At 69.1% G+C, this 22,705-nt stretch carries 14 protein-coding genes and 1 pseudogene; 7 read left to right on the top strand and 8 right to left on the bottom strand.

All coding sequences use genetic code 11. From position 1 onward, the window contains the following. Positions 1-124 precede the first annotated feature (124 nt). Together G4D83_RS02955 and G4D83_RS02950 are read right to left on the bottom strand one after the other, a co-directional pair. Positions 125-874, bottom strand: coding sequence for an RNA methyltransferase (locus tag G4D83_RS02955; RefSeq protein ID WP_163862493.1), 750 nt, complete (start codon positions 872-874; stop codon positions 125-127). 139 nt (positions 875-1,013) lie between these two features. After that, entirely contained in the window at positions 1,014-1,916 is a 903-nt protein-coding gene (locus G4D83_RS02950; protein ID WP_163862491.1) for a hypothetical protein, read from the bottom strand. 481 nt (positions 1,917-2,397) lie between these two features. On the opposite strand from G4D83_RS02950, the gene G4D83_RS02945 reads away from it, so the two are divergent. The 4 genes and pseudogenes from G4D83_RS02945 to G4D83_RS02930 form a co-directional block, all read left to right on the top strand. Continuing rightward, a complete protein-coding gene (locus G4D83_RS02945; RefSeq protein WP_240356108.1) occupies positions 2,398-7,815 on the top strand; it encodes a cupredoxin domain-containing protein in 5,418 nt (1,805 codons plus the stop codon). Positions 7,816-7,891: 76 nt separating this feature from the next. Further along, positions 7,892-9,886 carry a beta-propeller fold lactonase family protein gene (locus G4D83_RS02940; protein ID WP_163862490.1) on the top strand — a complete coding sequence of 665 codons (1,995 nt, stop codon included), beginning with the start codon at positions 7,892-7,894 and terminating at the stop codon, positions 9,884-9,886. Beyond that, positions 9,883-10,998, top strand: coding sequence for an SCO family protein (locus tag G4D83_RS02935; RefSeq protein WP_163862488.1), 1,116 nt, complete (start codon positions 9,883-9,885; stop codon positions 10,996-10,998). Before G4D83_RS02940 ends, G4D83_RS02935 begins: the two co-directional genes overlap by 4 nt. Then, positions 10,985-12,565: pseudogene (locus G4D83_RS02930) on the top strand (cytochrome c/ABC transporter substrate-binding protein); the annotation flags it as partial. The gene G4D83_RS02935 and the pseudogene G4D83_RS02930, both read left to right, overlap by 14 nt. A gap of 67 nt (positions 12,566-12,632) precedes the next feature. Here G4D83_RS02930 and G4D83_RS02925 read toward each other — a convergent pair. The 4 genes from G4D83_RS02925 to G4D83_RS02910 all read right to left on the bottom strand — a co-directional run bounded on the left by G4D83_RS02925 (position 12,633) and on the right by G4D83_RS02910 (position 17,682). Continuing rightward, positions 12,633-14,018 carry a sensor histidine kinase gene (locus G4D83_RS02925; RefSeq protein ID WP_163862485.1) on the bottom strand — a complete coding sequence of 462 codons (1,386 nt, stop codon included), beginning with the start codon at positions 14,016-14,018 and terminating at the stop codon, positions 12,633-12,635. Further along, on the bottom strand, positions 14,015-14,704 hold the full coding sequence (locus G4D83_RS02920) for a response regulator transcription factor (RefSeq protein WP_176435816.1): 690 nt from the start codon (positions 14,702-14,704) through the stop codon (positions 14,015-14,017). The genes G4D83_RS02925 and G4D83_RS02920 overlap by 4 nt, the downstream gene beginning before the upstream one ends. A gap of 426 nt (positions 14,705-15,130) precedes the next feature. Then, the gene (locus G4D83_RS02915) at positions 15,131-16,114 is read right to left on the bottom strand and encodes an aldo/keto reductase (RefSeq protein WP_163862482.1); all 984 of its coding nucleotides are present in this window, start codon (positions 16,112-16,114) and stop codon (positions 15,131-15,133) included. A 161-nt stretch (positions 16,115-16,275) separates the two neighbouring features. Continuing rightward, complete coding sequence (locus tag G4D83_RS02910; RefSeq protein ID WP_163862480.1) at positions 16,276-17,682, bottom strand: alpha/beta fold hydrolase; 1,407 nt, start codon at positions 17,680-17,682, stop codon at positions 16,276-16,278. A 137-nt stretch (positions 17,683-17,819) separates the two neighbouring features. Between G4D83_RS02910 and G4D83_RS02905 the strand changes: the two genes are divergently transcribed. The 3 genes from G4D83_RS02905 (at position 17,820) to G4D83_RS02895 (ending at position 21,298) form a co-directional block, all read left to right on the top strand. Next, a complete protein-coding gene (locus G4D83_RS02905; RefSeq protein WP_163862477.1) occupies positions 17,820-19,514 on the top strand; it encodes a histidine kinase in 1,695 nt (564 codons plus the stop codon). A gap of 2 nt (positions 19,515-19,516) precedes the next feature. Next, positions 19,517-20,203, top strand: a complete 687-nt coding sequence (locus tag G4D83_RS02900; RefSeq protein WP_240356131.1) for a LytR/AlgR family response regulator transcription factor — start codon at positions 19,517-19,519, stop codon at positions 20,201-20,203. 129 nt (positions 20,204-20,332) lie between these two features. Next, on the top strand, positions 20,333-21,298 hold the full coding sequence (locus G4D83_RS02895) for a class I SAM-dependent methyltransferase (protein WP_163862469.1): 966 nt from the start codon (positions 20,333-20,335) through the stop codon (positions 21,296-21,298). A gap of 136 nt (positions 21,299-21,434) precedes the next feature. Here the strand turns inward: G4D83_RS02895 and G4D83_RS02890 are convergent, their stop codons facing one another. Further along, positions 21,435-21,950, bottom strand: a complete 516-nt coding sequence (locus tag G4D83_RS02890) for a DUF2306 domain-containing protein (RefSeq protein ID WP_163862466.1) — start codon at positions 21,948-21,950, stop codon at positions 21,435-21,437. 44 nt (positions 21,951-21,994) lie between these two features. After that, complete coding sequence (locus tag G4D83_RS02885; protein ID WP_205522553.1) at positions 21,995-22,522, bottom strand: RNA polymerase sigma factor; 528 nt, start codon at positions 22,520-22,522, stop codon at positions 21,995-21,997. Positions 22,523-22,705: the final 183 nt, after the last annotated feature.

Genomic DNA, 22,705 nt, shown 5'->3' with positions numbered 1-22,705 from the left:
GCCGCCCCGGCAACCCTCCGTCTGTCGCGTGGGGGAACTCGAAACGCGGGGGTGTTCGCCCGGAGAAGCGAACCCATGTCATCAGGACGAGGGCAGCGCGGTGCCCCCCTGGAGCCTTCGCGCCTCAGCCCTTCTTGTCGGAGTCCGGACGCGCCGTCGGGCCCACCACGTGACGCGAGAGCGCCTTGAAGGCGGAGAGCCACAGCTCCACCTCCCGCCTCGTCAGGGCCGAGCGGGTCAGCGAGTGGATCATCTCCGAGAGCAGCGCATCCGGTCCCTGCGTATTGAGGAAGCCCACCCCCAGGAGGACCTGACGCATCCAGGCCTGCAGCGACTGCACCAGCCGCAGCGGCGCCCCGTCCACCGCGCCCGGCGGCGGCGCCTCCACCTGCTCGCGCGCGCAGAGGTACATGAGGACCGCCGCCGCCTGCGCCAGGTTCATGGAGGGCTGCTCGGGCCGCGTGGGGATGACCAGCGCCTGCTGGCAGTGGCTGAGGTCCTCGTCGGACATGCCGCGCTTCTCGCCGCCGAGCACCAGGGCCACCTTCCCCCGCTGCGAGTGCTTCGCCATCAGCGCCACCGCCTCCTCGGGAGAGAGCGTGGGCATGCCGCGCAGGTTCTGCCGCGAGGTGGTCCCCACCGCGAGCACCACGTCCTCCAGCGCCTCGGGCAAGGTGGGCACGATTCGCGCGGCCTCCAGGATGTGGCCGGCGTGCACCGCCATGCGCCTTGCGCCGTCCATCTCCTGAAGCTGGGGGTCCGAGAGGACCAGCTCCGCCACGCCGAAGTTCGCAGCCAGGCGCGCCACGGCGCCGAGATTGTCCGGACCCTGCGTCTGGTGCAGCACGACACGCAGGTGGGAGGTGAGAGCCATGCGGCCACCATACCGGCCGCGCCCGGCCTCCGTCGCGCACATCCGCTCCGGCATGCACCACCGGGGCTCGGGCCTTCCGCGTTCCGAAGGACCGAACCCCGCTCCGTCACCACTCCGCGGACGTCACCCCGTCCCAGGGTCAGTCGTCGTCGCCGTCACTCTCGTAGACCGGATCCGGCACCTCATACCTGCCATGGACGCGGTTCTGCGCCTGGCAGTTCTTGGTGCACTCGCTGGCGGGAGGAGAGTTCTCAATCGCATCCTCCCCCAGCACTCCGCCCATGCGGCCACCGGACGTGACGCGCCAGATGGTCTCGCGCTCGTCCTGGACGAGCTTCGCGGCCACCTGCGGGCTGTCCTTGCCCCGGATGAGGTTCGAGTTGCCGAAGTTGATCTTCCCCGTGTACGGGTTGGTGAAATAGAACACGGCCGGCCCCAGCGTGTGGACGAAGTCAACCGTCCCCGTCTCGGTGGCCCACTCCGGCTCCAGTTGGAAGATGCCTCCCTGGGCGCAATCCTTGGCCTGGATCTTCATCTTGAGCGTCTGTCCCTCGCGAATCAGCCGCAGGGTGCCATCCTTGAGCTCCACCCGCATGGAGCTTCCATCCAGCGTCACCGCGCCGAGCAACGGCTCCTTGCGCGTGAAGAGCACCGTGGTCACCCCGCCCGTGATGTCCAGGGGGTTGTTCGTGGCCTTGAGCGTGTAGTTGTAGACGGCCAGCGTCGACACATCGACGTCGAATTCAATGTAGGTGCCGCGGACCTTCAAGATGCCGTGCGAGGGCAGCCTCGAGCTGGGGACCTCCACCCGGGTCTCCCCTCCATTGCCGCCACCGCCACCACCACCGCCGCTCCCACCACTGCCACTCCCGCTGGCGCTGTTGACGTTGAACAGGGGCGTTCCATTGGGGAGGGTCAGGACGAATCCGCCGCCCTGACAGGCGGTGGAGTTGGCGGCATGTGAGGTGGGTACGCCGAACAACGCGCAGAATCCAAACGAGAGCAACGCGCCAAAGGCGCGCGGCCGGATTGACAGACGCATGAGGGTATTCCTTTCAGGGAGTACTGGAAACAAGGACCGCATGGCTGGAGCACAGCCGCCACCACCCTAACGACTGCCTTCAACATACGCAAACACAAATACAAACATCCCCACCTCCGCGCGAGAGGGATTCCTGAGAAAGCCCTCAGCCGCGAGCACCGCTGGGATTCCTGAGGGTTTCCTAAGCCAGTCAGCGGCGACATCACGCCCAAAGAGTCACACAGCACCAACAAGGTCATTACACAGAGACTTCTCAGCCACGACCTCACACGCCCCTCTACCCTCAGTGACTTGGCGAGGTTATGGGGCGGCTTTACTTCGCCAGGATTGTTTGCCTATGAGTCATTGCATCTCGCTGTCGCCTGAAGGCGCTTCGAGATGACCCGTAAGTGTTTCCCCGAGGGAACACATCCCAAGAAGCGTCTCAGCTTGAGAATGTTCTCAGGGATGACGGGCACACGGCTGATTCAGGAGGGGACCCATGTCGCCACGAAAGAGATTGGATGGAGCAAGGTCGCAGCCGCGGCTCCCCGGGGTATGCCGGGCGCTGCTGACCGCGCTGTTCAGCGCGGGGGTGGCCTGCCAGGCCCATCCCACCGACAGCGCGCAGGAGGCGGCGGTCTCCTCCGGGACCCAGCCGCTGGCGCGGAAGGCGATGCCCCAGGTGGAGCCCGCACCCGTGGCCGGCGCGCGGGTGTCGTGCGCGCGCACCCTCACCGCGAACGTGGTGGCGTTGGATCAGGTGTACACCTACAACCGGCTCGGTTCGTACAACCCCACGGGGATGCTCTACGCCCTGAAGCGGGACGTGGAACCCATCAGCGCCTCCAGGCCCCTGGGCCCCGGCAACGTGCGGCTGAGGTCCGACAAGCGCCCGCGACCACTGACCTTGCGCGCCAACGTCGGTGACTGTCTGCGCATCCAGTTCACCAACTGGCTCGCGCCCACGCGCGCGGAGATTCCCAGCCCCTCTGAATCCCAGCCCACCGCCAGCCAGGTGGCGCAGCCCACCGCGGGCTTCGGCATGGTGCGCAAGCTGCTGCCCACGTGGCTGGTGACGCCCTCGTGGGACCCGCTGGCCTCGCTGGTCGCGGGACACGCGGTGGGCGGGACGTGGTTCGGTGCCGCGCCGGAGGGAGAGGAACCCGAGGAAGGCGAGGAGCAGGAGGATGCGGACCACGCCCACAAGGACAACTCCCCCTTCACCCGCCGGGCCTCGGTGCACGTACAAGGCCTGCAATACCTGAGCATCCATGACGACGGCGCGCAGGTGGGAAGAAACCCCAGCTCCCTCGTCGCGCCGGGCGACAGCACCACGTACACCCTCTACGCGGACCACGAGGGCGCCTTCTTCATGTACAGCATGGGCGCCTTGTTCGGCGGCCAGGGTGATGGCGGCTCCACCGCCCAGGGCCTCTTCGGCGCCGTCAACGTCGAGCCCGCTGGCTCCACCTGGTACCGCTCCAACGTGTCAGGCGACGTGCTCCAGGCCGCCACGCGCAAGGACGCCCAAGGACGGCCCCTGTCCAACCCGGACGGCACCCCGCTCATCGACTACGCGGCGCGGGACTCGCGGGACAGGCCCCTGCTCAACATCCTCGACACGAAGACGAATGAAATCTGGCACGGGGACCTGGAGGCCATCATCACCGGCTATTCCCGCAGCAGCGTGGGCACCTCCACGTCCAAGGACCAGGGCCACTTCCGCGAAATCACCACGCTCTACCACGACCAGATCAAGGCGGTTCAGGCCTTCGACGAGCTGGAGTGGAACCCGACGTTCCACGGCGTGCGCGACGGCTTCGGCGTCAACTATGGCGTGGCGGGCCTGGGCGCGCAGTTGATGGCCAACCGCGCCAAGGTGGGCCCCACCAAGGACTGCGCGGACTGCGCCTTCGAGGAGTTCTTCCTCGAGTCCTGGGCCAACGGCGACCCGGCGATGAACGTGGAGAAGGACTGGCAGGGTAACGCCGTGCGCGCCCTCTATCCGGACGACCCGTCCAACGTGCACCACAGCTACCTGGGCGACCCGGTCCGCATCCGCAACATCCACGCGGGGCCCGCGGAGACCCACGTCTTCCACCTCCATGCCCACCAATGGAAGTTCAACCCCAGCGACGACAACTCGACCTATCTGGACTCGCAGTCGATTGGACCGGGCGCGGCCTTCACCTACGACATCAACTACGGCGGCGCCGGCAATCGCAACCTCACCGCGGGCGACTCCATCCACCACTGCCACCTCTACCCGCACTTCGCGCAAGGCATGTGGGCGCTGTGGCGCGTGCACGACGTCTTCGAGGCCGGCACCCAGGACCGCCGCCTGCCGGATGGTGAGATTCCCGGCGGCACGCCCATCCCCGCCCTCATCCCCATCCCCAGCCGAGCCATGCCGCCCATGCCCACCTACGTGGACACGGTCGTGAAGGACGCGGGCGGCAACCTGGTGTCGCGGCCCGCCTTCCCGGGCTACCCCTTCTACGTCGCGGGCAAGGCTGGCCACCGCCCGCCGCAGCCGCCGCTGGACATGGAGGAGGATGGCGGACTGCCGCGCCACATCGTCACCCGCGCCATCGGCCCCTCCACCTATGGGATGCCCGGCAAGCGCTTCTACGTGGACCATCACGCGCTGGAGGTGAAGCTGCTGCCCCCGGACGGCACGTTCCTGGAGAAGAAGGCCATGGCCTTCCATGGCGGCGAGTTCCCCGGCGCCACCTCCGCGCAGCGGCCCTTCTATACGGCCGACACCGTCGCGGCCTATCCGGCCTGGACGGCGACGGGCAGCAAGGGGTTCTTCTACGTCAACGGTCGCAAGCCCGTGGCGGGCGCGCCCTTCGCGGACCCGTGCCCCGCCTCCGCGCCACGCCGCGAGTACCGCGCGGCCTATCTGCAGATCGACCTGCAGAACGTCAACCGGGAGGGCTGGCATGACCGCCAGGCGCGCCTGATGGTGCTCAACGGCGACGTGGCGGACACCCAGAGCGGCCTGCGGCCTCCCGAGCCCTTCTTCTTCCGCGCCGAGTCAGGCGAGTGCATCAACTTCTACGCCACCAACCTGTTGCCCAAGGAGCTGGAGGCGGACGACTTCCAGATATTCACCCCCACGGACACCGTCGGGCAGCACATCCACCTGGTGAAGTTCGACGTGATGGCCGCGGACGGCGCGGGCAACGGCTGGAACTACGAGGACGGGACGTTCTCCTTCCAGGAGGTGCTGCACCGCCTGGAGAAGATTGAGACCGCGGGCGGCGCCTACGCGGCGGATGGCGCGGTGGACACTCAAGGCCCGCGAGTCCACCTGTCGGCCAAGGCGCACTCACGCCTGGGCATCCTGGGCGCGCAGACCACCACCCAGCGCTGGTGGGCGGACCCGCTCACCGACTCCAAGGGCCAGGAGCGCCCCATCGAGACGGTCTTCACCCACGACCACTTCGGTCCGTCGTCCCACCAGCACCACGGCTTCTACGGCGCCCTCATCGTGGAGCCCAAGGGCTCGAAGTGGAGGGACCCTCAGACGGGCGTCTTCTACGGCACGCGACCCAGCGATGGTGGCCCCACGAGCTGGCAGGCGGATGTCATCACGAAGGACCCCGCCAACAGCTTCCGCGAGTTCGCGCTCGCCTTCGCCGACTACTTCCCCGCCTACGATGCGTGCGGCCAGCCGGTGAACGCGCCCAACTACAAGGAGACCGTGCTGCCCTGGGCGGTGGACTTCGAAGCGACGCCCATCCCCGAGGCCATCAGCGCCGGAGACCCGGGCGCCATGGTCATCAACTACCACAACGAGCCCATCCCCCTGCGCGTCGGTCAGCGCGCCTCGAGCTGTGGTCACCATGTGCTCCGCACGGACGAGCGCGCGGACATGGCCAACGTCTTCCGCTCGGACCTGCACGGCGACCCGTACACCCCGCTCCTGCGCGGCTACGAGGGCGACAAGGTGAAGATTCGCCTCATCCAGGGCTCCCAGGAGGAGCAGCACTCCTTCTCGCTCCATGGCACCAAGTGGCTGCACGAAGGCGCGGACCCGCACAGCGGCTACTTCAATGCGCAAGGCATTGGCATCTCCGAGCACTTCGAGTTCAACCTGACCAACGGCCTGCCCGCGCTCGGAGGCACCTACGAGACGGCCGACTACATGTACCAGAGCGCCTCCTCGGGTGACTTGTGGAACGGCATGTGGGGCCTGCTGCGCACCTACAAGAAGACGCAGACGGGTGTGAAGACGCTGGGACATCTGGCGCTCCAGGCCGCGGACCTGTCGACGATGGACCCCGCAGCCAGGTCCTTCCGCGCGCAGCTCGCGGGGAGCGCCTGGACGCCCGCGCCCCTCCTGGAGCTGCCCACGGAGTCCGTGCTCGGACGGATGGACCCCGACACCGAGGAGACCATCCAGCGCTCCTATGAAGTGGACGACGCGGGTCAGCAGGTCCGGGAGCGCAAGCTGAACTACGCCATGACCTACCCCGATGCGATGCGCCAGCTCGACGCCGCGCTCGTGCGACAGGCGGAGGCGCAGGGACGGTTCGGACAGAAGGCGGCGAACGTCGATGCGTGCCCGCGTGGCAGCTCGGTGCGCCTCTACCGGGTGTCTGCGATTGACGCGGCCAGTGGGTTGCCGGGCGGTCGCCTCGTCTACAACAGCAAGTACGACCTCTACGACCCCGACGCCATCCTGTTCGCCCGGGACGAATACCTGGCGGACCTCAAGAAGGGAGCGCGCCAGCCCGAGCCGCTCATCCTGCGTGCCCGCGCCGGCGAGTGCCTCCAGGTGGAGCTCACCAACCGCCTGCCCGCCCAGCTCAGCAAGACGCCGCAGTGGGCGTACCACACGGCCATCACCCCGTATTTCAACGTCAACCAGGTGAAGCCCTCCAGCCACGTCTCGCTGCATCCGCAGCTCGTCAACTACGACGTGAACACGGACGACGGCGCCAACGTGGGCCTCAATGCCCTCCAGACGGTGCCCCCCGGTGGCAAGCGCGTCTACCGCTGGTACATGGGTGACTACCGCAGCTCCAACTCCGGCTCGGCCACGCGCCGAGGCATCTACACGCCGGTGGAGTTCGGCATCGTCAATCTGCGCAACATGGCGGACGTGGTGAACCACGGCATGCACGGCGGCATCGGCGCGCTCATCGTCGAGCCCGCCGACGCCGTCTGGACCACGGACGTGGGCACCGACGCCCAGGCGCGCGTGAGGTACAGCCTCCCCGGCACGGGCGACGACGAGGAGGAGGACGAAGACGAAGAAGACGAGGATGAAGAAGACGAGGACGAGGAAGGCAGGACGGAGACGTTCCGCGAGTTCGTCATCCTCTACCAGGACGACCTGGGCCTGCATTCCAGCCAGTCGCGCTTCTGGGACACGGAGGGGCTCGGCAGCGGCACCGCCCTGCGCAACACCCGGGGCATCGACGACTCCCAGGACACCGGGCAGAAGGCATTCAACTATCACACCGAACCGTTGTGGGCCCGCCTGGGCCTCCCTCCCCAGACAGACCCCGGGCTCCTCAACGACCAGGAGCTGGGTGACCTGTTGAGCTCCGCGGCGCACGGAGACCCGGCCACGCCTGTGTTCACCGCGAACGCCGGTGAACCCCTGCGGGTGCGCGTGGGACACCCCTCGGGACACTCGCGCCAGCATGTCTTCACGCTCCACGGCGCCGAGTGGCCCTTCAACCCCTGGGCCCAGGGCGCCTCCTCCCTGCGCATGGGCCCCCACCCCACCTCGAGCATCGTCTCCAGCCAGGGCACCATGTCCGTCATGCAGTCCTGGAACTTCAATCCCTTGTACGGCGCGGGCGGCATCTCCCGTGTGCCCGGGGACTATCTCTACCGCGACCAGACCAGCTACCAGTGGAGCAGCGGCGGCCTCTGGGGCGTGGTGCGCGTGAAGTAGTTCCTCGTGGTTCTCCGGGCCGGCGCGGGGCTTCAACGTCCCTCGCCGGCCTTCCTTCTCCGCAATCCCATCCACCATGCGAAAGCACTCCCTCTTCATCGCGGGCGCCGCGCTCGCGGCAATCCTAGGCACCGCGCAATGGCAGTCGCGGCATCGCGGCGCTCCGCCCGTCGTCACCCGTCCCGAGCCCGTGGACCTGCCCGCGGCCCCCGCCGTGAAAGTGACGCGTCCCGAAGTGGCCGTGAGCTTCGACTTGCGACTGCACGCCCGGATTCCAGGCGCAGAACGTGGGACGCCGTTGGAGGGGACCGCGCGCTTCGTGCTCCAGAATCCCCGCACTGGAGCGCCGCTGAGCAAGGCGCGCCCGCTGGGCTGGATGACCCGGCGCGCGCGGGGCCAGGCCGCGCCCGACGAGGCCACCTGCAAGGAGCGCATCCAGACCTATCTGGGAGGGCTCCTGTCGGCGCGGGCCGACGCCAACTTCAATTCCTATCTCTTCCTCACCCTCAACCATGACCAGACGGTGTCGGTGATAGACCCCCAGATTGCCCTCGACCGCACCAAGCTGCAGAACCTGGTGTCGCTGGGAGGCGAGCCCGCGGACTGGGCGCTGCCTCCCGACCGGAAGGCGCTCTTCCTCTCCATCCCCGTGCACGGCACGGTGTCCGTGGTGGACCTGCGCCGCTTCGTTGTCGTGCGCAACGTCCCCGTGGGAAAGAAGCCGGGCCGGCTGGCCGTCAGCCCGGATGGGCGCACGCTCTGGGTGGCCAACGAAGGCGATGGCACCGTGTCCGTCCTCGACACGGCCTCCTACCAGGTGCTGCGCACGCTCGAGGTGGGCGGTGGCGGACACGCCTTCGCCTTCAGTGACAACGGGCGGACGGCGTGGGTCTCCAGCTCCGAGGGCGAAGCGCTGGTGGCCGTGGACCTGGCCTCGCTCCAGGAGACCGGCCGCGTGGAGGTGGGCCGTGGCGTGGGCGACATCGCCTACGGCGAGGTGGCCAAGGCCCTCTACGCCGTGCGCGAGCCCACCCATGAAGCGCTGGTGGTGGACACCACCCGCCGCGAGGTGGCGCGCCGCATCCCCCTTTCGCCCTCGCCTGGGATGCTGCGCTTCGACCCCTCCGGCCGCTGGGCCTTCGTCCTCTACCCGCACGGCGACAGAGTGGAGGTCCTCGACGCGGCCTCCAGTGTGCTCGCGCATTCCCTCACGGGGTTCTCCGCGCCGGACCAACTGGTCTTCACCGACGCCTACGCGTACGTGCGCAATACCGAGGACGCGCGCGTGTCGCTCATCGAGCTGGCCTCGCTGGCGAAGAAGGAGGGCGAGCCGTCCATCGTCCATGTGGTGATGGGGCAGAAGAGGCCCTCGGAGGCCAGGGGACTGGGCCGCTCCGCGCCCATCGCCCCGATGCCCGAGGGCAACGGCGTCATCGTCGCGGGCACCGCGGATCGCGCCCTCTTCCTCTACAGCGAGGGAATGATGGCGCCGCGTGGCACTCACCTGAACTACGGCCGCGAGCCCAAGGCCGTGCTGGTGCTGGACCGCTCGCTGCACGAAGTCGAGCCCGGCGTCTTCACCGCCGAGGCCGTGGTGCGAGAGAACGGCGTCCACGACGTGTACTTCCTCCTGGAGGACCCGCGCACCATCGCGTGTCTGGAGTGGGACGTCCGGGGCGTCCCCGAAGATGCCTCCACCGTCCGCAAGCAGCCCCTCGCCCTCACCGCTGACTTCGACGCCGGCGCGCCGCTCACGCCTCGCGTGTCCACCCCGCTGCGCTTCAGGTTGGCGCCCCTCCCGGACGCGAAGGACCCGCGCCCGGTGAGTCCCGAGGAGGTGCAGGTGTTGGTCTTCCGTCCGCCCTCGGGCCAGTGGCTGGAGCGGCCCGTTCCCCGGCGAGTGGAAGAGGGGCTCTTCGAGGTCGACGTCTCTGTTCCCGAGCCCGGGCAGTACCAGTTCCTCGTCGGCGTGGAGGGCCGAGGCGCCCCGCTCGGCACACTCCCCCACTTCACCCTGCGCGCCCAGCCCTCGCTGGCGGCCCTCCCTCCCACCGAGGTCCATCCCCGATGACGAACGCTCCCCTGAAGGCCCTCGTCCTGCTGCTGTTCTTCAGCGCCACCGCTCCGGCGGGTTCGTTGGCGCAGGACACGGCGCGAGTCCCCGCCCCCGCCTCACCAGCGCTCCGCATCCAGGTGCCCGATGTCCTCCTCGTAGATCAACACGGCAAGCAGGTGCGGCTGGGGTCCGACCTCGTGCGCGGACAGACGGTGGTCATCAACTTCATCTTCACCCGCTGCAAGACCATCTGCTCGCCGATGACCGCCACGTTGGCGCGCGTGAGCAAGGAGCTGGGGCCTGACAGCCCGGTGCGCTTCATCTCCATCACCCTGGACGTGGCCAACGACACCCCCGAGCGCCTCGCCCGCTTCGCCGAACCCTTCGCGCCTGGCCCGCGCTGGTCCTTCCTCACCGGCGAGCCCGCTCGCGTGAAGGAGGCCCTGGTCGCGCTGGGTGGCTACGCGCCGGACAAGGAGGCCCACCGCCCCCTCGTGCTCGTGGGCAACGCGACAGCGGACATGTGGCTGCGCGTGGACGGCCTCGGCTCGGCCTCCTCCATCCTCGAGGCCATTCGCGAGGTCCGCGCCGCCTCCGCGCCTCCCGTGGAGCTCGACACCGCGACGCCCTCCGCGCTGGACGCCGCCGCCGCGCGCTACTTCACCAACACGGAGCTGGTGGACCAGCACGGCAAGACACACCGCTTCTACGAGGACCTCATCCGGGGCCGCACGGTCCTCATCAACTTCGCCTTCACCGCGTGCAAGGGCGTCTGCTCTCCCATGACGAAGCACCTCGCCGAGGTCCAGAAGAAGCTGGGAGGCCGCGTGGGCAGGGACATCACCATGATCACCCTCTCCGTGGACCCCGCCAACGACACCCCGGAGACGCTCGCGCGCTTCACGAAGAAGTTCGGTGTGGGGCCCGGCTGGTACTTCCTCACCGGTGCCCCCGAGAACATCTCCCTCGTGCTCAAGAAGCTCGGGGGCTTCACGAACGACCCCAACACCCACGGCTCCACGCTGCTCATCGGCGACACCACCACTGGCATGTGGGTGAAGGCCCCCGCGATGTCGGAAACCGACAACCTCGTGTACGCAGTGGAGCACCTGGATGCCCCCCGGTAGCGCCCCGCCGAGGATGCGTGACGGAACCCGCGCCGTCGGCATCTCGAGTGCCGCACGGTGGGCGCTCGCGGTCCTGGCGTCGATGTGGCTCGGGTGCAAGCCATCGGCGAAACCTGCTCCCGTGGACCCGATGTTGGCGAAGCACGGACGCGGCCTCTTCCAGCGAGGCATGAGTGTCCGGGACACGCCCCTGGTGGGCCAGCTCGGCTCCGAGCGCATCGAGCTGAGCGGCTCCGTGGCCGCGTGCGCGCGCTGTCACGCGCCCTCGGGACGCGGCAGTGAAGAAGGTGGCGTGGACGTGCCGGACATCCGCCCGGGAGCCCTCCACCACTCGCGCGCGCGTGACTCGGGGGACCTGGAGGACCGGGCGCGCCCCGCGTATGGACGTGACACGTTGCTGCGAGCCATCACCGAGGGCCGCTCGGCCAGCGGTCGAATCCTCGGGGCGACGATGCCGCGCTATGTGCTCTCCCCGGCCGAGCGCGAGGAACTGCTCGCCTATCTGGAGACGCTGGGTGAGTCACCCGACCCCGGCATCACTCCCACCACCCTCACGGTGGGCGCGGCGCTGCCTCTGCGGGGGCGGTTGGGTGAAGCCGGGCAGGATGTGGAGCAGGTGCTGCGCGCGGCCTTCGAGGAGGTGAACGCGGAGGGAGGCATCTTCCGGCGGCGGTTGGAGTTGGTGGTGGAGGACGACTCGGCGCTCCACGACTCGAAGTCCTCGCCCGTGGGGCCGGATGCCACCGCGCGATTGCTGGAGCGCGGAGTGCTCGCGCTGGTGGGCAGCCTGCGCAAGGGTGTGCCCGCCTCGGACGCGCTGCTGCGGCGCGAGGGAGCACCGCTCGTGCTCCCCAGCGCACTCGCCGACGAGGGCCAGGGCGGAGACAGCCCCATCTTCTTCCTCTACCCCGAGGAGTCCACGCAGGCCCGCCTGGTGGTGCAGCACCTGGCGCGCACGGACGAGTCCTTGCTGCGCCGTCAGGCCCTGGTGGTGGTGCGCACCGAAGACGCATCGGGCCTCGCCTGGGCCCGTGCGGTGCGCGAGGAGGCCCTGCGACGCGAGCTGCCTCCACCGGTGGAGATTCCCCTGAGGAGCACGGCTACGGACCTCGCGGCGCTCCAGCCCCTGCGTCAGGCGCGGACACCCGCCGTGCTCTATGCCGGCCCGCCCGAGGGCCTCGCGACGCTGGTGGAAGCGCTGGCGTCCTGGGAGCAACAGACGCGTGTCTATGCACCCGCCCGCCTGGCCGCTCCGTCCTCGGTGACGAGCGGGCCGCTCCCGGTCTTCTTCGTCTACCCGCCGGGAGTGGAGGCCCGCGAGGAGCACCTGCGCGCCTTCACCGCCTTCCTCCAACGCCACGGCCTGCGCCCGCGTCATGTGGCCTTCCAGCTCGGCGCATATGCGGCGTCGCGAGTGCTGGTGGAAGCCTTGCGGCGCTCGGGCGCGGACGTCACGCGCGCGGACCTGATGCTTCACCTGGAGGCGCTGCGGGACTTCGACACGGGAGTGACGCCCCCGGTGACGTTCGGGGTGAACCGTCGCGTGGGCGTGCAGGGAGCCCAACTGGTTCGCCTGGACGGAGTGAGCGGTCGACTGGAGGCGGCCTCCGACTGGATTGCGCTCTCACCCTCGCTCAGCCCTGGTGCCGGGTGGGCAACTCCAACACCACCTCCGCTCCCCGACTCCGGGCGGAGTTCACCCAGACGCGGCCCCCGTGCCGCCGCGCCACCTCGCGGACGATGGCCAGCCCGAGGCCCGCTCCGGGCGTGGCGCTCGACAGCTTTCGAAAAGGGGCGAACACCTCTTCCCGCTGCGCGGGCGGGATGCCAGGACCCTGGTCCACCACGCTGATGCGCGCGTGCGCGTGCTCCCGCCACAAGCGCACGTGGATTTCCCCACCCGAGGGAGAGAACTTGAGGGCATTGGACAGCAGGTTGTCCACCGCCCGCCGCACACCCCCTGGATCGAACCAGACATCCTCTCGCGTGGGGGACTCCAGGAAGATGATGAGCCCACGCGCCTCCGCCTCAGCGCGCGCCGCCTCCACCGACTGACCCACCACGTCGACCAGGTTCGCCTTCGTCCTGTCCCACTCGCCCCGCCCCGCCGCCGCCAGCTCCAGCAGCTCACCCGCGAGCACCGCCAACCGGTCCACCTCGCCTCGGACCGCGCGGAAGGACGCCAACAGCTCCTCGTTGCCGCGCTCGCGTCGCAGCGCGAGGTCCATCCGGGTCCGCATGAGGGAGAGCGGCGTGCGCAGCTCATGGGCGGCGTCCGCGATGAGCCGCCCCTGCTCCTCCCGGGCGCCGCGCAGCTTGTCGGTGACTTCGGCGAGCACATCGCGCAACTGGCCAATCTCATCCGAGTCACCGTCCAGCGCCGGCGCCTGGGAGAAGTCACCCTCGCGCAGAATCCTCAGGTGGCCGGTGATGGCGCCCAGCCGTCCCGCCAGGCGCCGGGCGAGGAAGGTCTGGAGCACCAGCAACAGCAAGCCCAGGAGCGCCGCCATCGAGAAGGCCCTGCGGTAGTAGCCGCGGACCGATTCATCCACCTGCGCCATCGTCGCCGTCAGGCGCAGCGCATACAGCTCACCCTGGGGTGAGCGCACGCTGACCACCGCCTCGCGCACGCGCGTTCCATCCGGCAGGGCGCGAGTCGAAAGCTGGGGCGGACTCCGTGGGTCTCCCGGCATCAGCAGGGTCGTGACGACCTGCTCCTCCGGCAGCGATGGATGCTGCATCAGGAGTCGCCCGTCCTGGCCGAAGAGCTCTCCTTGAGGGGCGAACGGCTGGACCTGCGCCAGGAGAGGGTACATGGCGAGGTTCAGGCTCTCGCGCTTCTCGGAGCCCTCGAAGAGGCTGACGCTGAGGCTCTCCACCGCGACCTGGGTCAGCAGGGCATGGTCCAGCGCGGCTTCCAGGTCATAACGGAAGAGCTGCCCGGCGACGACGAGCGCGGCCAGCGCGGCCAGCGCCGGCACCAGGGCGCCGAGCAACCACAGACGGCGTGCGAGCTTCATGACGCACGCGGTCCCTGCTCGATGAGCAGGGTATATCCCACGCCCCGCACCGCGCGGATGGAGACGTCCCTGGCGCCCAGCCGCTCCAGCTTCGCGCGCAGATATCCCACGTACACCTCCAGCACGTTGGGGCTGCCCTCGAAGTGAGGCCCCCAGGCCTGCGCCATCAGCCTCGCGCGCACCTGTTGCGTGCCCGGGTGTCGCGCCAGCGAGGACATCAGGGAGAACTCGCGCGCGGTGAGCGACTCCTCCTGGGTTCCACGGCGCAGCACCCTGCGGCGAGCGTCCAACAACACCGTCCCCATCCGCACCGGACCGCCCTGCTGGTCGTCCCTGCGGTGCAGCGCCTCCAGTCGCGCCAGCAGCTCGTCGAAGTCGAAGGGCTTCGACAGGTAGTCATCCGCTCCGGCGCGAAGCCCCGTCACCTTCTCACCCGGCGTACCGCGCGCGGTCAACATCAGCACCGGCGTCTGCAGGCCCGCCTCACGCCATTGGCGAAGGACGGACACCCCATCCTGGTCTGGCAGGGACCAGTCCAGGAGGATGACATCGAAGTGCTCGAGTTCGTCCTGACGCAATGTGACGCGCCCTTGATGACAGACAAGAACCTCGTGCCCTTCCTCCTCCAGGCCCTGCCTCAATAGAGCCACCATCGTCTCTTCATCTTCGACGAGCAGGAGCTTCAAGGCGCTGTGCCCATGCATCATGATTGAAGGGAATGAAATGTTTCACTCTTCATGACAGGAGGCCCCCCGGGCCGACCGGACTTGAAGGCAGCAGGTGTCGTTTCACGCCTGTGACCTCCTGACAGCTTGGATAAGCTTGTCTGAAGTCGCTGTCCTTATAATCAGGGAGCACGGGCCTTTGCAATATCTGCCATGATTTCGGGCCCGGGGAATGGCAGCGCAACTCGCGCTGGCCCGCACTCCCGGGGATTCCTGTGAGAATTCTAAGGCAGGCGCAGGAGCGCGGCCTGTGCCACTCCGTATGTATTTCAAATTGTTTCGTTGGAGGCGCCTCCCTTTTGGGCGACTGCGTCATCGCGATTCAAGGGAAGGGATTGGATGGGTTTGAGGCCCCGCCGCCCGCGACGGCACGGGTGTCACGGCACGTCAGCGATTCACCGCGCTCATGTCCGGGTAGCGCTGCCCCGTTGCCGCGCCCACCGGGAACACCGAGTCGAGCTGGGCGAGGTCCGCGCCCGTGAGCTCCACCCGCGCGGCGCCCGCGTTCTGCTCCAGGTACTTCACGCGCTTGGTGCCGGGGATGGGCACCACGTCCGGGCCTCGCGACATCACCCACGCGAGCGCGAGCTGCGCGGACGGCACGCCCTTCTGCTTCGCGAGCTGTTCCACCCGCTGCACCAGGTCCAGGTTCTTCTGGAAGTTCTCTCCCTGGAAGCGCGGGTTCTGGCGGCGGAAGTCGTCCGCGGGCAGGTCCTCGAAGCGCTTGTACTGGCCGGTGAGGAAGCCGCGCCCCAGCGGGCTGTAGGCGACGAAGCCGATGCCCAGCTCGCGCACCATGGCGAGCACGCCGTCCTGCTCCACGTCACGCGTCCACAGCGAGTACTCGGTCTGCAGCGCGGAGATGGGATGGGTGGCGTGCGCCTTGCGAATCGTCTCGGGCGCGGCCTCCGAGAGGCCCAGGTAGCGCACCTTGCCTTCACGCACGAGCTCCGCCATCGCGCCGACCGTCTCCTCGATGGGGACCTTCGGGTCCACGCGGTGCTGGTAGTAGAGGTCGATGACGTCGACCCCCAAGCGCTTCAGCGAGGCCTCGCACGACTGACGTACGTAGGCAGGGTCACCTCGGATGCCCAGGAACTCGCCCTTGGCGCCGCGCACGTTGGCGAACTTCGTGGCCAGCACCACCTGCTCGCGGTGGCCGCGAATCGCACGGCCCACGAGCTCCTCGTTGGTGAAGGGCCCATACATGTCCGCGGTGTCGAGGAAGGTGATGCCCAGCTCGATCGCCCGGTGGATGGTGCGCAGGGACTCCGCTTCGTCCCCCGCGCCATAGAATTCGCTCATCCCCATGCATCCGAGTCCCAGCTCCGAAACCACCAGTCCCTGCCGGCCCAGCTTGCGCTGCTTCATGGTCATGCCTCCGCTTTCCGCGTGAAACCGCCGCGCGCTGAAAATGCGGCGGGGGCAAGCGCGGTGCACCGACCCGGTGGCGGACGGAAGACGGGCTGCCTCCTCGACAGCCGCGAGGCATCGGCCCATCTCCCGCCCGGATGCGGAGCGAGCGGTCGACCTCAGCGCTTCGCCTCGATCTTCAGTCGCTCATCGCGAAGCTTCTCGCCCTTCAGGAAGGCCTTCATCCGCTCCAGGATGCGAGGGTCCGACTGGAAGAGGCCGTCATGTCCCGCGCCCTCCAGCACCAGGTGCACGGCCTGGGAGAGTCCGGGGCGCAAGGCCTCCGCGTTGTCCGGGCTCGTGCGCCCATCCAAGGTGCCGCTGATGAGGAGCACGGGCGCCGAGGCCTTCAGCGGGCCTCGGAAGGATTCACCCAGGTCGCTCACTCCAGACACATCCCCCGCCAGCAGTGCGCCTGGGTTGGCGCTGCCACCGAGCACGGCCTTCGACGCCTCCTTCGCGATGAGGGCGTGTCGCGCCGGGCTCACGCCGGAGGCCGCATCCATGGCGAGCGACATCGGGTCCAGCCCCCCTTCGCGCAACATGGTCGCGAAGGGCGCCATCGGCTCGTAGTTCCCCGCCTCCAGCGCGGGAAGCAGGCCGAGGAAGCGCCGGAAGGTGGCGGGGTCCCGCAGGGACTCGAAAGCAGCACGCTGAAGGTCGAAGGGGCTGACCTTCCAGGTGTGGCGTTCCCCCTTCGCCGGGTCCGTGAACTCCACGATGCGGGGCTCGCGCCGCAGCGCCTTCAACAACTTCGCCAGCCGCGCCTTCAGGCCCGGTCCGCGCTCGCCCTCGGCGCGCAGCACGGCATCCCAGCGGTCGAGCAGCGCCTCCGCGTGGGCGGGCCGCTTCCAGGTGTCGTCCGGCCCCTCGATGCCGGCGAGGATGATGTGGTCCACCCGCTGCGGGTGGCGCCGCAGGTAGGCGAGACCCAGGTGGGTTCCGTAGCTGATGCCCCAGAGGTTGAGCTTGGGCGCACCCAGCGCCTTGCGCAGCACCTCCAGGTCGTCGGCGCTCTCCACCGTGGTGTACGCGCCCAGGTCCACGCCCGCAGCCATCCAGGTCCGGCTCGCCTCGGCGGCGGCCTTCTTCACCGTGGTGTCGAGCAGCGCCTCGTCCATGGGCTGCTCGAGCGGGACAGCCCAGCTCCGCGCCAGTTCGGGATGGGGATTCGAATCGCCGGCGCCGCGCTGATCCAACGCGATGACATCGGCCACCTCGCGCAGGGCGAGGAACAGGTCGAAGCGGACACGGCGCGCGGTCTCGATGCCGGAGCCGCCCGGGCCCCCGGACAGGTACACGATGGGTGCCGCGGGCGAGGGGTTCGTGCTCTTGAAGCGCACGAAGCGCAGGGGCAGGCCCGGGCCCTCGGGACGAGCGTGACGCAGGGGCACGGTGAGTGTGCCCAGCTCGGCCTGAACGCTCCGGCCGTCGCGGGCCTGGAAGGTGTGCGGCTGCAGTTGCAGACCCTGGGCATGGGCGAGGGAGGGCGGAAGGGTGAGGGCAAGCAGGAGCACGGCGCGCATGGCGTTCCTCCGAGAAGGGCTTCAACGAGAAGGAGGATGCGCTGGCCAGCACGGCGCGTGGGGTGCCGGTCGCCCAACGTCTCGCGGCGTCGTTGAAGTGCGCGTGGTACTTCGCCGGGCTGCGTATGCTCAGGCCCATGATGTCCTCCACCCTCGTCACGGGATGCTTCGCGCTCTCGCTCGCCGCCTCGGCCGCGCTGCCCTCCACGCGGCAGGGACTGGTGCAGGTGAACACGGAAGAGCTCCCCCCAGAGGTCGCGCTCTCCGCGGACGCACCGGGCTGGCGCACGGTGGCGGCCGACCAGGTGAGCGAGGGGACGGGCCCCTATTGGCTGCGCACGCAGGTGGACGTGCCCCCGCGAGAAGAAGGAGCCCCGACGCCTGCCCTCGCCCTGTCGGTGCTCGGGTCATGGGAGGCCTGGTGGGACGGCAGACCCCTGGGCCGCAACGGACAGGTGGGGCGAACGCCCTCGGAGGAGGTACCGGGACGCGTCGATGTCCAGCTCCCGCTTCCGCCCGACCTCAGCGCGCCGGGCCCTCATGTGCTGACGATGCGCGTCTCGGCGCACCAGCTCGGCTTCCAGCCCGTGGGCACCATCCACCGACTGCAGGTGGGCGAGGCCGCGTCACTCGCTCAGACGCGGATGCTCGGCATGGTGCCAGCCCTTTGCATGCTGGGCGCGCTGGTGCTGATGGGGCTCTACCACCTCGCGCGCGTGCGGCTCGCTCACGGCGGGCTCGCCACGCTGCTGCTCGGCGTGCTGTGCCTCTCCGCCGCGGCGCTCGTCCTGCTGGAGGCGTGGCGCGGGCTCGCCAACTATCCCTACCCACAGCACGCCGTGCGGCTGCGACTGCAGGCGGCGGCCGTGCTGGCGGTGGCGGCGCTGCTGCCAGCGACCGTGCATGCGGCCTTCGGCGAGCCGCGCCGCTGGCTGCGGTGGCTGGGACTCGGACTGGGGCTGCTCTCGCTCGTCTTCGTTCCGGGCTTCGATGGCAAGAGCAGCATCGCGCTCGGCGCCTCGCTCGTCGTCTCCACTGCGCTCGCCGTGCTCGCGTGGCGAAGAGGAGAATCGGGCGGGGCCCTGGGCACGCTGGCGGGACTCGGTTTCGCAGGGGTGCTCTACCTGTTGGAACCCTGGGGCTTCTCCGAGCGCGGCTTCTTCCTCGCCTTTGGAGGGCTGTTGCTCTGCCTCACGGCGGTCCATGCCCGGCAGCAGCGCCGGCAACAGGAGCGGTTCGAAAGCGCCACGCGCGCCGCGGAGCGCCTGCAACTGGAGTTGCTCAAGCGCAGCCTGCAGCCACACTTCCTGATGAACACGCTGGGCGCGCTGAGTGAGTGGGTGGAGACGGAGCCCGCGCAGGCCGTGCGGTTCATCGAGGCCCTGGGCGCGGCATACCGGCACCTGCTCGCCGTCTCCGGTGAGCGCACCATTCCGCTCGCTCGCGAGCTGGAGCTGTGCCGCGCCCATCTGGAGGTCATGGGCTGCCGACAGGGCACGGCCTTCCAGTTGGAGACCGAGGGCGTGGACCTGGAGGCCCCCGTTCCCCCTGCCCTGCTGCACACGCTGCTGGAGAACGCCTTCAGCCACAACCGCTACGTCTCGCCCCACACCTTCCGACTCCAGGGCAGCCTCGTCAACGAGGGCGCCCGGCCGCGGCGGCGCTACGCCTTCCTCGCCCCCCTGGGCACGGGCATGCGCCAAGGGGGCGGTGAGGGCACCGGCTCGCGCTACCTGCGCGCGCGCCTGGAGGAGGCCTTCCCCGGTGCGTGGCGGCTCGAGGACGGGCCCACCGAGGCGGGGTGGATGACGCGGGTGGAGGTGCCGGCGTGAGGATGCTCATCGTGGAGGACGAGCCGCTGGCGGCGCGCCGTCTCGCCCGGCTGTGCGAGCAGCAGTTGGGGCCGGGCACCCCGCCTCCGTGCGTGTGCGCGAGCCTGGATGAGGCGCGCGCGCTGCTGGCGGAGCGCACCGTGGACGTGCTGCTGCTGGACCTGAACCTCTCGGGAGAGGACGGCTTCGCGCTGCTCGCGGAGGCGGCCGCGGGCGCATTCCAGACGGTGGTGGTCTCCGCGAACACCGACCAGGCGCTGCGCGCCTTCGAGCTGGGGGTGCTGGACTTCGTGCCAAAGCCCTACACGCCGGAGCGGCTCGCCGTCGCGCTCGCCCGCGTGGGAAACCGCGCGGCCACGGCCTTGCGCACCCTCGCGGTGAGGAAGGGAGGAGGCGTGGTCCTCGTGCCCCTGGACTCCGTCGCGTACATCCAGGGCGCTGGCGACTACGCGGAGCTCGTCCTTCGCGGAGGTGGCACCGAACTGAGCGAGAAGAGCCTGGAGCGGCTCGAGCAGTTGCTCCCCGCCGACTTCCTCCGCATCCACCGCTCCTATCTCGTCCGGGCGACGGACATCCGCGAGCTCGTCGCCTCGGAGGGCTCACGCAGCGCGGTGGAGCTGCGGGACGGCACCCGGCTGCCGGTGGGCCGAAGCCGACTGGGAGCGCTGCGCAAGCGACTGGAGGCGTAGGCGTCGCCGGGGGATACACGCCAGGCAGCCAGAGACCCGCCACGCCTGGCGCATCCGCCGAGTTCTCTTGCCGTGGCGGAGAGGATTGTGTCTGCTCCGAGCCATCCAACCGTCGGGAGAACCACGCCCATGTCGAAAGAAGGAGTCAGCGTCCTGGCCAAGGAGGTTGGAGACGACTGGAAGGAGCACGCGTACTACGAAGAAGTCGAGCGCTTCATGCCGGACGCCTGGAAGAACACCATCTGGCCCGTCATCGGAGAGTGTGACTTCTCCTCGTCCCTGGACCTCGCGGCCGGTCACGGTCGGAACACGGAGTACCTGCTGCCCCTCGCGCAGCGGATCCACGTGGTGGACATCAACAAGGAGAACATCGACTTCTGCCGTCGCCGCTTCGCGGGTCGGGACTCGAAGATCACCTATGTCGTCAACGACGGCTCGTCCCTCGCAGCGGTGCGCAGTGGTTCGGTGACGCTCACCTACTGTTTCGACGCCATGGTCCACTTCGACAGTGACGTGGTGCGGGCCTATCTGCGCGAGTTCTTCCGCGTCCTGGAGCCGGGCGCACACGCGTTCATCCACCACTCGAACTACACCGGCAACCCGTGTGGGAAGTGGATGGACAGCCCCAACATCCGCAACTTCATGAGCAAGGACCTCTTCGCGCACTACGCGCACAAGGAAGGTCTGACGGTCGCGTCCCAGCGGGTGATTGATTGGGGTGGCCATCCCGAGCTGGACTGCCTGTCCCTTCTCCGAAAGCCGAACCCCATCACCCGGCTCACCGGAAACCACACGCGGCGCGACGGGATGCTCTTCGTGCTCGCGGGCGCCCACGAGTCAGCGAAGGCCATGCTCGCCCATCCAGCGACGCTCACGCTGGATGCGCATGCCCACGAGTGGTGCGGGCGGCTCGTCGTGCAGCAGGGGGACAACGTCCTCGCCACGTTCGACGTGCATGAAGCACAGCCGCAGTCGAAATCCTGCGTCTTCGAAGCCGAGGCCGGAGAGCTCGTGTTCCGCGCCGAAGACCGGGGCGACGGCCGCTTCGAGGCCTGGGTGAAAGGCATTGACGTCCGCTGGCGGAAGAAGCCGTGACGTCCGCGGCATGAGCAAGCGAGGTCCCCGTCACGAGGAGGGGACCTCGACGCGTGACGGGGCGGTTTGACGGCTCCTGGCGGAGGGCTCCAGCGCCGCGCCGATGGAACTGGCGAGCAGGACTGGAGCGAATGCGTCACGCCACCGGGCCGGCCACGAGGCTCCTTCGCGAGAGCGCCCGCAGCTTCAGCACCTGGTACGTGGCCCCGAGCAGGAAGAAGACCACCAGCGCGAGCAAGGCGGCCTGAACGGGAGGCGACTCCGGACTGCTGGCGATGGGCTGGCCCGCGGGCAGGCGCGTCAGCGTCTCGTTGATTCCAGGCACCAGCAGCACCATGAAGCTGGCGGACAACGTCAGCGTCTCCACGTAGGGCGTGGCGCGGCCGAGCCCACCCATGCGCGAGGCGGCGACGCCCACCGCCATGAGCACGAGCGCGAGCAGGCCCAGGCCATGGCCGGGGTTGAAGCCGCCCGTGCTGGAGAGGCCGAACGACGTGACAATCGACGCCACCATGCTCAACAGATACAGCCGGCCCACGCGGGTGCCGGGGTCGATGCGGCCGTCGCGGAGGAAGGCCCAGCCTCCGAAGATGAGGGGGGGCAGGCTGACGACGGTGTGGATGATGCCGAGGGTGGACATGGGGTTGGCCATGACGGGGCTCCTTCTTCGGATGTCGATGAGGCGGGGATGAAAGGTCAGGCCAGCAGGTACTCGCGCACCATGGCGCGAGCCCGATGGAGGCGGCTCTTCACGGCGGGCACGTCTTCGCCCAGGCGCTCGGAGATTTCGCGAATGGACAACTCCTCGAAGTCGCGCAGCAGGACGACCTCCAGGTAGTGCGGGGGCAAGGACTCCAGCGCGGAGGCCACGTCGACCCGCGCGGACTCCGACGTGTGCGAGCCCATCCACTGGTCGGCCAGCGCCTCCTCGTAGGGGTCCTGCTTGAGCGTCACCCGCCCCAGGCGTCGGCACTCGCGCTGGACGATGCGGAACAGCCAGCCCGACAGGGACGCCAGCTTCCGAACGGAGCCCAGGTGGCGGGCCAGCACGAGCAGCGACTCCTGGACCGCGTCGTCGATGTCGTTGATGAAGCAGCGCTGCTGCGCGTACCGCCTGAGGTTGGGCTGAAGCGCCTGGAGCAGGCGGAGCATCGCGTCACGGTCACCCGCGTGGGCCGCGAGCAGCATCGCGTCAGGAGCAGCGGGCAACGGGTGGGCGGCCATGTGAGCACCTGGAAGACGGGGGCGGGGAAAATGCCCTGCCTCACCCATTAAGAGGCGGGCACCCTCCGAACGGATTCGCGACCCGGACGATTTTCTTCGGACCCGCGCCGCCAGAGCCGACGAGGTATCTCAACCCCTTGAATCTACACGCTGGGCGCGGCCCCATGGAGAGAGGGCACGCCC

Source organism: Myxococcus eversor (genome assembly GCF_010894455.1).
Classification (GTDB): Bacteria; Myxococcota; Myxococcia; order Myxococcales; family Myxococcaceae; genus Myxococcus; species Myxococcus eversor.
This window is presented reverse-complemented; position numbering and strand designations above follow the sequence as displayed.